Annotated in this window: 12 protein-coding genes and 1 tRNA gene; 11 read left to right on the forward strand and 2 right to left on the reverse strand. The window is 44.2% G+C overall.

The genetic code is table 11. The features are described 5' to 3' along the window. Positions 1 to 107 precede the first annotated feature (107 nt). The 4 genes from A0256_19370 to A0256_19385 all read left to right on the forward strand — a co-directional run bounded on the left by A0256_19370 (position 108) and on the right by A0256_19385 (position 3874). Positions 108 to 2150: a hypothetical protein gene (locus A0256_19370; GenBank protein ID AMR33426.1), complete on the forward strand. Its 2043-nt coding sequence runs from the start codon at positions 108 to 110 to the stop codon at positions 2148 to 2150. After that, entirely contained in the window at positions 2128 to 2490 is a 363-nt protein-coding gene (locus A0256_19375) for a hypothetical protein (protein AMR33427.1), read from the forward strand. The genes A0256_19370 and A0256_19375 overlap by 23 nt, the downstream gene beginning before the upstream one ends. Before the next feature lie 169 nt (positions 2491 to 2659). Further along, positions 2660 to 2746 (forward strand) — tRNA-Ser (locus A0256_19380). Positions 2747 to 2917: 171 nt separating this feature from the next. After that, complete coding sequence (locus A0256_19385) at positions 2918 to 3874, forward strand: hypothetical protein (protein AMR33428.1); 957 nt, start codon at positions 2918 to 2920, stop codon at positions 3872 to 3874. Here the strand turns inward: A0256_19385 and A0256_19390 are convergent, their stop codons facing one another. After that, entirely contained in the window at positions 3875 to 4384 is a 510-nt protein-coding gene (locus A0256_19390; GenBank protein ID AMR33429.1) for a hypothetical protein, read from the reverse strand. It lies immediately after the preceding gene. Positions 4385 to 4734: 350 nt separating this feature from the next. Here A0256_19390 and A0256_19395 point away from each other — a divergent pair, with 350 nt between their 5' ends. From A0256_19395 to A0256_19425, 7 genes are all read left to right on the forward strand, one after another. Next, on the forward strand, positions 4735 to 5394 hold the full coding sequence (locus A0256_19395; GenBank protein ID AMR33430.1) for an acetyltransferase: 660 nt from the start codon (positions 4735 to 4737) through the stop codon (positions 5392 to 5394). 90 nt (positions 5395 to 5484) lie between these two features. Continuing rightward, positions 5485 to 6687, forward strand: coding sequence for an argininosuccinate synthase (locus A0256_19400; protein AMR33431.1), 1203 nt, complete (start codon positions 5485 to 5487; stop codon positions 6685 to 6687). 115 nt (positions 6688 to 6802) lie between these two features. After that, positions 6803 to 7120, forward strand: coding sequence for a cupin (locus A0256_19405; GenBank protein AMR34624.1), 318 nt, complete (start codon positions 6803 to 6805; stop codon positions 7118 to 7120). Positions 7121 to 7278: 158 nt separating this feature from the next. Further along, positions 7279 to 8226, forward strand: coding sequence for an N-acetyl-gamma-glutamyl-phosphate reductase (locus A0256_19410; GenBank protein ID AMR34625.1), 948 nt, complete (start codon positions 7279 to 7281; stop codon positions 8224 to 8226). Positions 8227 to 8304: 78 nt separating this feature from the next. Further along, on the forward strand, positions 8305 to 9435 hold the full coding sequence (locus tag A0256_19415) for an acetylornithine aminotransferase (protein ID AMR33432.1): 1131 nt from the start codon (positions 8305 to 8307) through the stop codon (positions 9433 to 9435). Positions 9436 to 9502: 67 nt separating this feature from the next. Beyond that, the gene (locus tag A0256_19420; GenBank protein ID AMR33433.1) at positions 9503 to 10456 is read left to right on the forward strand and encodes an acetylornithine carbamoyltransferase; all 954 of its coding nucleotides are present in this window, start codon (positions 9503 to 9505) and stop codon (positions 10454 to 10456) included. A 40-nt stretch (positions 10457 to 10496) separates the two neighbouring features. Beyond that, positions 10497 to 11102: a transcriptional regulator gene (locus A0256_19425; GenBank protein ID AMR33434.1), complete on the forward strand. Its 606-nt coding sequence runs from the start codon at positions 10497 to 10499 to the stop codon at positions 11100 to 11102. Positions 11103 to 11153: 51 nt separating this feature from the next. Here A0256_19425 and A0256_19430 read toward each other — a convergent pair whose 3' ends face one another. After that, on the reverse strand, positions 11154 to 12392 hold the full coding sequence (locus A0256_19430; protein ID AMR33435.1) for a sodium:proton antiporter: 1239 nt from the start codon (positions 12390 to 12392) through the stop codon (positions 11154 to 11156). Positions 12393 to 12409: the final 17 nt, after the last annotated feature.

Raw genomic sequence — 12409 nt, forward strand, 5'->3', positions numbered from 1 at the left:
AAACATTTTAAGAATTTTTATTTTCACAGTGATACCTTTACCTTCGCTAACTATTTTAGCACTCATTTACCAATGCGGTTTTGACACCGCAGGGCAATCTATCCACTATGGTTCCGGATCCTTTACACGAGCTTATTCTCCAATTTATTCAGCAAACTAACCGGCCCATTTTTTTAACCGGGAAAGCGGGCACCGGCAAAACCACTTTTTTGCGTTATGTAAAATCCAACATCACCAAAAACCTGGCTATAGTTGCCCCAACTGCGGTAGCTGCAATAAACGCGGGAGGTGTTACCATACACTCATTTTTCCAGATCCCATTCGGTCCACAGGTGCCAAACAATGGCCGGCTGGATTTAAAACAGCTGAGCCAGGAGAAAGCAAATATCCTGCGTTGTCTAGATCTGCTTATCATTGATGAGATCAGTATGGTGAGGGCTGATACACTTGATTATATTGATGCCGTACTTCGTCAGGCTAAAGGTTCGGTACGGCCGTTCGGCGGCGTGCAGCTGCTCATGATCGGCGATTTGTTCCAGCTACCACCTGTGTATGAAAAAGACTGGCATATCCTTAAGAGCTTTTACGCAGGCCCCTATTTTTTCCAGAGCCTGGCATTTCGGCAATTCCCGGTGCTTACGTTTGAACTGACTAAAGTGTACCGCCAAAAAGACCCGCTATTTGTGGATATACTTAACCAGATCCGCAACGGGGAAGCAAGTAACGACGCCCTGCTGGCGCTAAACGCCCGTTATGACGCTAACTTAAACGCTAACTGGTTAAAGGATTACGTAACCCTATCTACCCATAATAAACTGGTAAGCGAGATCAACCAATCAAGATTGAGCGAATTGGACGGTGAAGCCATTACTTTTAAAGCTACAGTTAGTGGCGATTTCCCAAAAGAAGGTTTCCCGGCAGAAGAAGAACTGGTACTTAAGGTTGGTGCACAGGTAATGTTTATCAAGAACGACAGTTCTGGCAAAAAACAGTATTATAACGGCCGTACAGCAAGAGTAACCGCTATATCGCAAAATAGTATTCGCCTAACCTTTTTAGATGACGACAGCGAGTTTGAGGCCGTTGCAGAACAGTGGACAAATGTAGGCTACGCACTGTCAGCATCGGAGCAGAAAGTAAACGAATCTGAAAACGGATCGTTTACGCAATACCCACTGCGGCTTGCGTGGGCAATTACTATACACAAAAGCCAGGGTCTCACGTTCGATAAAGCGATTATTGATGTAGATGCAGCTTTTGCTTTTGGCCAGGCCTATGTGGCATTGAGCCGTTGCCGTACCATGGGCGGGATGATTCTTAAGGCCCCGGTTCGCCCGGAAAACATCCGCACAGATCCGTCTATCATCCGTTTTATGGAAAACGCGGTAACCAGCGCACCAGACAGGCAGCTGCTGGAAAATACGATTAAAGAACTGGAACTGGAAACCCTAAAAGATATATTTGACTTTTCGATACTGCATGCCGCATGGCTGCAATTAAGCCAAATGTGGCCGCCCGGCGATGCGCTGTTACACACGACAAACTTTCTTCAAAAGGATATTTCAGCCGTTGGTGATCGATTCAACCGTAGAGAACTCGTAGCGATTCCCGTAGCTGCAGATCGTTTAAAGCAGGCCGCCGCTTATTTCGTTCCTAAACTAAATGCATTTGCCGCGGATCTTAATAGTAATTACCAAAACAATAAAGATGCTGACCTGCCCGCAGAGTTTTATGAGGCACTCAACTTTGTCCTGGTTAATTTAAAAACCAAAACTGCGGCCTTTATGCGTCTGCCCATAGCAACCAAGATAGATGAGGTACTATCGTCCATGCAGGAAGCAGGCATCGGCTACAAACCGGTTTACAAGAACTGGAATGCTAAAGCCTTACCAAAAGAGAAAGAGATCATTAATCCGGAAGTTTACCAAAAACTGGTGCAATGTCGGCTTGCCGAAAGTGCAGCGCGAAAAGTACTGGAATACAACCTCCTATCAGATAACACATTACGGGATATTGCTGCCAAGCTGCCGCGTGGCTTAAAAGAGCTTTCGCAAGTTAAAGGCGTTGGTGATGTAAAAGCAACAGATTTTGGAGACACCATTTTGAAACTGATTCGCAGCCATTTAGGTGAAAGTAACCTTTTTGGTTGATAATAAAGCGGATTTCCCCCTTGCACAAAAACCTTCAAATCTTTATTTTCGACCCGTTATGTATACCGATAATATTTCCGCCCCTGTACAGGCCAACCTTGTTTCCATTGTTTCTAAATATATTTTGCTGGAAGAAAGCCGTAAGAACCTGAAAGGGCGTTGCCCTTTTCACAAAGACAATTCCACCTCGCTTATGGTTAGCGACAAAAAGAACTTTTTTAAGTGCTTTGGATGCGGCAAAGAAGGCGGACCTGTAGAATTCATGATGCTGATCGAAAACAAATCGCGCGAAGATGCCATCACAATGATTACCAAAAGCGGCGGTTCATTCGGCAGTTAGCAGCCCAGCTAGTGTGGCAACATAATTACGCAGGAGAATTTACTACTGATTTCAATTTTATCAGCCACAAAATCAACGCCGTAATTAATAACTCAAATTTTTTTTTGACACGAGTGGCGATTTGCTATATTTGCAATCCCGAAAAAAGGGAGTTTATTTTTCAATATCTGGTGAGGTGCCTGAGAGGCCGAAAGGATCAGTTTGCTAAACTGACGTACGGGCAACTGTACCGAGGGTTCGAATCCCTCCCTCACCGCACAAAATTAAAAACGCGTGTTTAAGCACGCGTTTTTTTAGTTTAAAGGCGAATTGACCTCGTACCAGCCCGGACAATGGGCTGAACTATGTCCTGCCCCCTATTTGACATTCGAAATTCATTATTCGATATTCCTTCTATACTTAGCCCACTCTTATTTATCTTCGCACTATGTTGGATATCCTCATCATTGGCGGCGGCCCTATTGGCTTAGCCTGCGGACTAGCGGCGCAAAAGGCGGGCCTTAGCTTTGTTATTGTAGAAAAAGGCTGCCTGGTTAACTCTCTCTACAATTACCCAAGCACCATGACCTTCTTTTCAACCAGTGAAAAGCTGGAGATTGGCGGAGTGCCTTTCATCAGCATCAACAAGCAACCCAACCGTAACGAAGCCCTGGAGTATTACCGCCGCGTTGCCGTTAGCAACGAGTTGCCGATACGCCTGTTTGAGGAAATTAAGGATGTAAAGAAAGAGGGTAATGGTTATGTAATTACCAGCAAAAAAGAAACCTATCATGCTAAAAAGGTGATATTAAGTACCGGCTTTTACGACATTTCGGTAAACCTGGATATTCCGGGCGAAAACCTTCCTAAAGTAAAACATTATTATAAAGACCCGCACTATTATGCCATGCAAAACGTGTTAGTGGTTGGCAGCAGCAATTCTGCAATAGATGTAGCTTTAGAAACCTACCGAAAGGGGGCAAACGTTTCGCTGGTGATTCGCGGCAGTGAAGTGAGCAGCCGGGTGAAATATTGGGTGCGGCCTGATATAGTAAACCGAATAAAGGAAGGAAGTATAAAAGCTTATTTTAATTCGAGCCTGAAAGAGGTACGTGAAACTGAGGTGGATATTGAAACGCCGGATGGAACGGTAACCATCCCGAATGATTTTGTAATGGCAATGACCGGTTACAAGCCCAATTTTGATTTTTTGGCCAAACTTGGGATCCACCTTACCGAAGATAAATTCATCCCAGCGTATAACCCCGAAACAATGGAAACCAATATGCCCGGCATGTATTTGGCTGGCGTGGTTGTAGGCGGTTTAGATACACACCTGTGGTTTATAGAAAACTCCCGCATCCATGCGGATATGATCCTTGCGGATATAGTGAACAAGCTATAATTATTTGCTGAAATTATATTGGCTGATGAACTCCCAGGGGCCTCCCTGGTATTCCCACAGTTGAAAGCCAGTAGCGGTTACCTCAAATTGTTCAAAATCAGCAGCCAGTTCGATAGCCAATGCTTTTGCAGCAAAATGATCAACTTTGTTTTGTACCGTAATATGCGGCCACAGTTTTTGGGTATCCTGCGGGATGAGCCAACGCTGCCATTGCTGCTGAAGTTGTTTATGTAACCAAGATAATTGCGGGCTAACTATTTTATATGCTACGCCCCTGCCAATACAAGCTACATCAGTTACTTCCATATTAAATGTGGTAGTTTCTCGGGCCATTAGTTCTAACTCAGCTGAAATACTTTTTTCCGCTGCCGGGAGGTTATGGAAAAGCATTAAATGGGCATCCAGGTAATTAATATCTGCGGGGAAATATTTTTGCCTTAAATAGTTGAAAAACAACTGGCTTTTGGCATCTATCGCCAGCGTTACCAGTAATGGGTTATTAGTTTGCATACAAGGGTATCTAACCTTATTGTTATAATAAAAGTTTTTTCTTGCATAAGTAAATTATTATGCAATAATTTGCACAAAATTTAAAAAGACAAATAAATTCATATCTAATGAATAAAGAAAACTTAAACAAGCTGATTGCCAGGGCTGTATTTGCTCCGGTTACTGCTGCTTTAGTTTCATTTGTTTTATTCCTTTCTCCCAGCCGACGACGGGTATTCATCCCGCGGGTTTGAATTAGCTTTTAGTTCGTCCCCGCAAAACAAGAAGCCTGCTAAACTTCTTCAAATCAAGTCCCTCTAATTATTTATGGCTTTAAAAGCCAGTAATTTAACGGTAATTTTTCTATTATAATGACCATACAAGATTTTGACATACAGGTAGCCACTGCACAACATGCAGACTTTGCCCCTATGATCTGCGATGAAATGGCAGAATCGGCCAAAGCCCGCGGTACAGGCATTGCGCAACGCTCGCCGGAGTATGTAGCCAATAAAATGCTGGAAGGCAAAGCGGTGATCGCTTTGCATAAAGACGGCACCTGGGCGGGTTTCTGCTACATTGAAACCTGGAGCCACGGCGACTTTGTTGCTAATTCCGGCCTTATCGTTAACCCATTATACCGCAAGGTAGGTTTAGCCAAAGCAATCAAACACGAGATTTTCCAATTATCGCGCAGAAAATATCCCGAGGCAAAACTGTTTGGCTTAACCACCGGCCTTGCGGTAATGAAAATCAACTCGGAGATAGGCTATGAACCGGTAACATATTCTGAACTTACCCAGGACGAGGAATTCTGGAAAGGCTGCAGAAGCTGCGTAAACTTTGATATCCTGACCGCCAAGGGACGTAAAAACTGTATGTGCACCGCCATGTTATTCGATCCGGCCGAAGTGCAGAAACAGTACGAAGAGAAAATGAAAAAGATAACGCATAAGGCAACCCTTTTAGAACGCATCGAAGCGGCAATTAAAAAACGCCTTGATCACGTCATGTCATTCGAGTTTAATTAAGAATTTAAATGAGATGCGAACATAGGCGTCTTTAGGAAAATATAATAACCGTAGAGGCGTGATACATCGCGTCTTTCCAACACACATAAAATGGATAAAAAGAAAGTAGTACTTGCATACAGCGGTGGATTAGACACCTCATTTTGCTGCATTTATTTAACCCGCGACTTGGGTTACGAAGTTCACTCGGTTATTGTAAACACGGGCGGTTTTAGCCAGGAAGAACTTAAAGGCGTTGAAGAACGCGCTTACCAAATGGGTGTAACCAGCCACCACGTGGTTGATGAAACTGAAAACTTTTACAATACCTGTGTACGCTATCTTATTTATGGTAACGTATTGAAGAACAACACTTACCCATTATCGGTTAGTGCCGAGCGTGTGAGCCAGGCAACCGCCATAGCCAACTACGCCAAAGAAATTGGTGCCGAATACGTTGCACATGGCAGTACCGGTGCCGGTAACGACCAGGTGCGTTTCGATATGATCTTCAACATTCTTGTACCGCATGTACAGATCATCACCCCTATCCGCGATTTGAAGCTGAGCCGAGAGGCAGAGATCGAATACCTGAAGAAGCACGGCGTTGAGATGAACTTCGAGAAAGCCAAGTATTCTATTAACAAAGGTATTTGGGGAACATCTGTAGGTGGTAAGGAAACGTTGACATCCAACCTTGGTTTACCTGAAGAAGCCTGGCCTACACAAGTTACGGAAACAGGAACCCGCGACTTAACCCTTACTTTTAGAGAAGGCGAATTAGTGGCTATTGACGATGAGCGATTTGAACATCCGGCCAATGCGATCCAGGCATTGCAGGCTATTGCACAGCCATACGGTGTTGGCAGGGACATTCACGTAGGTGACACCATCATCGGCATTAAAGGCCGCGTTGGGTTTGAAGCAGCCGCACCAATGGTGATCATCAAAGCACACCATACCCTAGAAAAACACGTACTTACCAAATGGCAGTTATCTTGGAAAGATCAATTATCCATGTTCTACGGTAACTGGCTGCACGAAGGGCAGTTTCACGATCCTATCATGCGGAATATAGAGGCATTCCTCACGGATACGCAGAAAAAAGTAAGCGGTAAAGTGTTTGTACAGTTAAACCCATACCGTTTCCAGGTAGTGGGGATCGAGTCTGAACACGATTTGATGTCGAACAAATTTGGCAGCTACGGTGAGATGAACAACGCCTGGAGCGGTGACGATGTGAAGGGATTCAGCAAGATATTTGGTAACCAGGTGATGATCTACCATAAAGTAAACGGCACCGAAGCCCCCTAACTCCCTAAAGGGGGAACTAAATTCAACTACGATGAACGACGAAAGCAATAAAGAAACTTTTACTTCCCCTTTAGGGGGTTGGGGGGCACCGCGGGTTTTTTCGCGGAGCGAATGCCTGAGCCACTACCGCTGGGGCGACGATTGCTATGGCTGGAATTATGTAGACACAGATGCTTTATCCATCAAACAGGAACTGATGCCACCGGATACTGCAGAGGCTTCACATTTCCATGAACACGCGTCACAATTCTTTTTCATATTAAAGGGCCGGGCAACTTTTAGCATCGACGGCGAAACCTGTGTTTTAAAACCAGAACAGGGCATAGCAATAAAGCCCGGTCAGAAACATTTTATTGCCAATAAAGAAAGCACAGATCTGGAGTTTATATTATACTCAACACCATCAACCAAAAATGATCGGGTTAATGTATAGCCCCCAAACACCCTAAAGCGGGAACAAAATTAAATATGATGAGCGATAATTACATTAACCATAATCAAAGTAATCCTACTCCCCCTTCAGAGGGCCGGGGGGCTTCGCCTGCCATACGTGCAGGCATTGTTGGCGGCGCAGGCTATACCGGCGGTGAAATGCTGCGAATCCTCGTCAATCATCCTGATGTTAATATCATATTTGTACACAGCACCAGCAGCGCCGGTAAACATGTGTACGAAGTACATACTGACCTATTTGGTGATACTGATCTGCAATTTGCATCGGAACTTGCGTACAATATCGACGTACTATTTCTTTGTGTGGGGCATGGAGACGCGAAGAAATTTTTAGAAGAAAATGCAATTCCCGATAATATTAAAGTGATAGATCTGAGCCAGGATTTTAGATTAAATCAAAGTGCCCGGCTAAAAAATAAAAACTTTATTTATGGTTTACCTGAACTAAACCGGGAAGCTATCAAAACAGCTTATAACATTGCTAACCCGGGTTGCTTTGCTACCTGCTTGCAATTGGGCCTGTTGCCGCTGGCTGCAAAAGGTTTGCTAAAACACGAAGTCCATATCACGGCCACAACAGGATCTACAGGAGCCGGACAAAGCTTATCACCTACCTCACACTTCACCTGGAGGAATGATAACCTGTCTGTTTACAAGGTTTTTAACCATCAGCATTTAAATGAAATCAACCAGTCGCTTAACCAGGCGGCAGTTTCATTTACTCCCCCTTCAGGGGGCTGGGGGGCCATTAACTTTGTACCTTACCGCGGTGATTTTACAAGAGGTATCATTGCCTCTATCTATACCGAGAGCGATCTTTCTGAAGCGGAAGCGCTTGCATTGTATAAGGAATATTATGCTGCGCATCCATTTACGCATGTTACTAATCGGGACATCGACTTAAAGCAAATTGTAAACACCAATAAGTGTTTTATACAGGTTAAGAAATTTGATAGTAAAATCTTTATTATCAGTATTATGGATAATTTACTTAAAGGCGCCAGCGGCCAGGCAGTTCAAAACATGAACCTTATGTTTGGTTTGGATGAGCGCGCAGGATTGAGGCTAAAAGCAATAGCGTTTTAGCCCCCTAACCCCCTAAAGGGGGAACAGAATTAACAAAATTATTAAACTTTTAAAGCCCCTTTAGGGGTCTGGGGCAAAATGAACTTATTCGACGTATATCCAATCAATCCTATCAACATCGTAAAAGGCGAAGGCAGCCTTGTTTATGATGATAAAGGTACCGAGTATTTAGACCTATACGGTGGCCACGCCGTTATTTCTATAGGGCACACCCATCCGCATTATGTAAAACGCTTGGAAGACCAATTGCACCAGATCGGGTTTTATTCCAACTCTATTGAAATTCCATTACAAACCGAACTAGCCGACAAATTGGGCAAAGTCTCTGGCAAAGAAGATTACCAGCTGTTCCTTTGTAACTCGGGTGCCGAGGCTAACGAAAATGCGTTAAAACTGGCGTCATTTTACAACGGTAAAAAGAAAGTGATCGCATTTAGGAGAGCCTTTCATGGTCGTACTTCTCTGGCAGTAGCCGTTACCGATAACCCGAAAATTGTTGCCCCGGTAAACGAAACGGATAATGTAATCTTCCTTCCCTGGAATGATGAGGCTGCTTTGGAAGCCGCTTTCGAAGCAAACGAGATCTCCTCAGTGATCATCGAGGGAATCCAGGGGGTTGGCGGTATCCAGGTAGCTCCAATCCCTTTCCTCCAACAGATCCGGTCATTATGCGATGTACACAATGCTGTTTTTATTGCGGACAGCGTACAGTGCGGATACGGGCGGACAGGAAAGTTCTTCTCGCACGATTTTGCCGGCATCGATGCGGATATCTATTCTATGGCTAAAGGTATGGGTAACGGCTTTCCAGTGGGTGGCATCATCATTTCGCCTAAAATTAAGCCCTGGTATGGCGAACTGGGGACCACCTTTGGGGGTAACCATTTAGCCTGCGCCGCAGCCCTCGCAGTTTTAGAAACTATTGAGCAGGACAACCTGATGGAAAATGCTGACGAAGTAGGCGGATACCTGATCAACGAATTGAAAAAATTTGATAAAGTTACTGAAGTTAGGGGGCGTGGTTTGATGATCGGTATCGAGCTGCCAGAAGACTTAGCCAACGTTAAAAAAGACTTGTTATTCAAGCACCAGATCTTTACCGGAGAGGCTAAACCTAACGTAGTAAGGTTATTACCTGCTCTTAACTTAACTAAAACTTATGCAGACAGATTTCTGCAGGCATTTGACACGATACTGAAAAACACTTAATATAAACTGCTTCTTCAAGTCCCTCTGTCAAAGGGCACGGACTTAGGGGGAGGCTTTAAATAAGGCTATGAAACTTTTTACTTCTGTTAATGATGTTAAGGATGTGCCGGCGCTGGTTGCCGAAGCATTGCAGCTTAAGCAAAACCCTTTTGCACACAAGCACCTGGGCGAAAATAAAACGCTGTGCCTCGTTTTTCTTAACCCGAGCTTACGTACCCGGATCAGTACGCAAAAAGCTGGTGCGAACCTGGGCATGATCGTGATCGTTTTAAATATCGATAAAGAAGGCTGGGCGCTGGAATTGCAGGATGGTGTGATCATGAACGGCACCACCGTAGAACACATCCGCGAAGCCGCCGGCGTTATGGGCGAATATGCCGACATCATCGGTGTGCGCTCTTTTCCCGGGTTGAAGAACCGCGATGAAGATTACAGCGAAACTATCTTTAACAAGTTTGTGGAGTTTTGTAAAGTGCCTGTGGTAAGCCTGGAATCGGCTACGCGACATCCTTTACAAAGCCTTGCCGACCTGGTAACCATTGACGAATTAAAAGCAAATGCCCGCCCTAAAGTAGTATTAACCTGGGCGCCGCATATCAAACCTCTCCCGCAGGCTGTGCCTAATTCATTTGCCGAATGGATGTGCCAGGCCGATGTTGACTTTACGATCGCTCACCCTGCCGGATACGAGCTCTCTGAAGAGTTTACGAATGGCGCAACGATCACGCACGATCAGGAAGACGCATTGAAAGATGCCGACTTTATCTACGTAAAGAACTGGTCGGCTTATGAGCCTTATGGTAAAGTGCTGCCGGGCAATGAGGACTGGATGATAACGCTGGAGAAACTAACAGATGCGCCAAATGCTAAAGTGATGCATTGCTTACCGGTAAGGCGCGACCTGGAATTATCATCGGAGATCCTGGACAGCAGCCGCTCTGTTGTGCTGCATGAGGCAGGTAACCGTGTTTGGGCTGCACAAGCCGTGTTAAAGCAAATGCTGGAAGCTTTGGAGTCTTGAACCTAATTCTTCGTTTATTAACTATAGCTAACTATTAAAATTGTACACGCCACCTTTCAATATATTCGGTAACGATCAAGAAGTTATCCACTTCATGCAAAAGTATAGCTTTGCTACTATTGTTACCAATTTGAATGGTGTACCAGAGGCAACCCACCTGCCATTTATCGTAGAGCAACGCGGTAAACAGTTGTTTTTGATCTCGCACTTTGCCAAGGCTAATCCGCAGGTTAGTGCAGTTTTCCGCGATACATCCCTGGTGATCTTCAGCGAACCACACGCATACATCTCTCCATTTAATTACGAAAAAGAGCTTAACGTACCTACATGGAATTATCTGGCTGTACACGCCTATGGTAAAGCAACTTTGATTGATAATAAAATAGAAGTAGGGAAACTGCTAGAGAAAACGATTAGCTTTTACGAAGCAGACTACTTGAAGCAATGGGCAAAACTTCCTGAAGACTATAAGCTTAAGATGATAAACGGAATTGTAGCTTTCGAAATTTTGGTGGATGACCTCCAAAGCAAAAAGAAGCTCAGCCAAAACCGAAGCGAAACCGAGCGGCAGAATATTATCGAATCATTTAGCGGCTCCTCAGATCAAAATGAACAGGAAATTAGGGATTATATGAAAAGACTTTAATTGATACAGCTCCTTAGCATTGCTTCTCATCCCCGGCAACATAAGTATCTCTTAACTTTTATAAAACGCATTAATTACTTTATTCAGCGTTAATCCCTGTACGATAATCGAAAATATCACAATAAAATAACTACCTGATAAAATAAAATGCCGGTAAGGCGAGGCCGGCAGTGCAAGGGCCAATGCAATGGTTATCCCACCTCTTATACCAGCCCAGGTAAGGATATTTACGTTACTATAACTCACATTTAATGAACGCCTTAGAAAGGTAAGCGGAAGTGTTATGCTTAACCATCTCGCTATCAATATCACGGCAATGCCTATAACACCTGTTATCCAATAGTTTTTAATATACGGTAAATTAACCATTTGTAAACCAATCATAACGATCAGCATCGTATTCAGCATCTCGTCAATCAGGCTCCAGAAATTTTCGAGCGCCTCGTGGGAATGTTCCTTCGTATCCATATTGATGGAACGCCCCCCTGCGAGCAAGCCTGCTGTTACCACCGATAAAGGAATAGAAAGTTCCAGCATTTCTGCAACCACGGAGTTGATCATGACCAGCGCCAGGGAAACCAAAACAATAGTTTGGAAATCTTTGATTGATAACATCAACCTGTAGGCCAGAAATCCGGTAACGGCGCCCAAAGCAATGCCGCCAAATACTTCCTGTACAAAAAGAATAGCCGCTTTGGTAAAATCAATATTCGCAGCCCCGCTTCGGGTGATCTCCAGCAGCGTAATAAACAATACCAGCCCTATTCCATCATTAAAAAGCGATTCGCCGGAGATAATGGTAGACAGGTTTGAGGGCAGCTTAGATCCGCGGATGATAGCGCCCACGGCCACGGGGTCAGTGGGCGATACAAGAGCGCCAAATAGTAAACAGTAAACGTATGGTATTTTAATATCTATGAAACCGGTTATATAATAAAGCAGTGTGCCAAATATAGCTGTTGACAAAATTACCCCTAGTGTGCTAAGTATCAAAATGGGCCGCATTTCTTTTTTAAGCTTGCGCACATTGAGGTTGAACGCACTCGCAAAAAGCAAAAAACCCAACATGATGTTTAAAACCAGCGTAGAAAAATTAATGTTTTTGGCCAGTACCGTGAGATATCCTGCAATGGTCGGGTTCAGGGAATCTATTACTACGGTAACGATTGAACCGACCACCGCAAGCGCCATTATGCCGATAGTGCCCGGTAGTTTTAAGAAACGCGCATTGATATAAGAGTACAAAGCACTCACAATGACCAATAACGCTATAATAAGAAACATGTGCATAAGCGCGTTAGCTGCTA

It is taken from the genome of Mucilaginibacter sp. PAMC 26640 (assembly GCA_001596135.1).
GTDB lineage: Bacteria > Bacteroidota > Bacteroidia > Sphingobacteriales > Sphingobacteriaceae > Mucilaginibacter.

Bases quoted from the DNA above. Each gene is read 5' to 3' on its own strand.
- A0256_19395 (AMR33430.1), top strand. From the start codon at position 4,735: ATGACCATACAAGATTTTGACATACAGGTAGCCACTGCACAACATGCA.
- A0256_19430 (AMR33435.1), bottom strand. From the start codon at position 12,392: ATGCACATGTTTCTTATTATAGCGTTATTGGTCATTGTGAGTGCTTTG.
- A0256_19390 (AMR33429.1), bottom strand. From the start codon at position 4,384: ATGCAAACTAATAACCCATTACTGGTAACGCTGGCGATAGATGCCAAA.
- A0256_19415 (AMR33432.1), top strand. From the start codon at position 8,305: ATGAACTTATTCGACGTATATCCAATCAATCCTATCAACATCGTAAAA.
- A0256_19420 (AMR33433.1), top strand. From the start codon at position 9,503: ATGAAACTTTTTACTTCTGTTAATGATGTTAAGGATGTGCCGGCGCTG.
- A0256_19370 (AMR33426.1), top strand. From the start codon at position 108: ATGGTTCCGGATCCTTTACACGAGCTTATTCTCCAATTTATTCAGCAA.
- A0256_19410 (AMR34625.1), top strand. From the start codon at position 7,279: ATGCTGCGAATCCTCGTCAATCATCCTGATGTTAATATCATATTTGTA.
- A0256_19385 (AMR33428.1), top strand. From the start codon at position 2,918: ATGTTGGATATCCTCATCATTGGCGGCGGCCCTATTGGCTTAGCCTGC.
- A0256_19400 (AMR33431.1), top strand. From the start codon at position 5,485: ATGGATAAAAAGAAAGTAGTACTTGCATACAGCGGTGGATTAGACACC.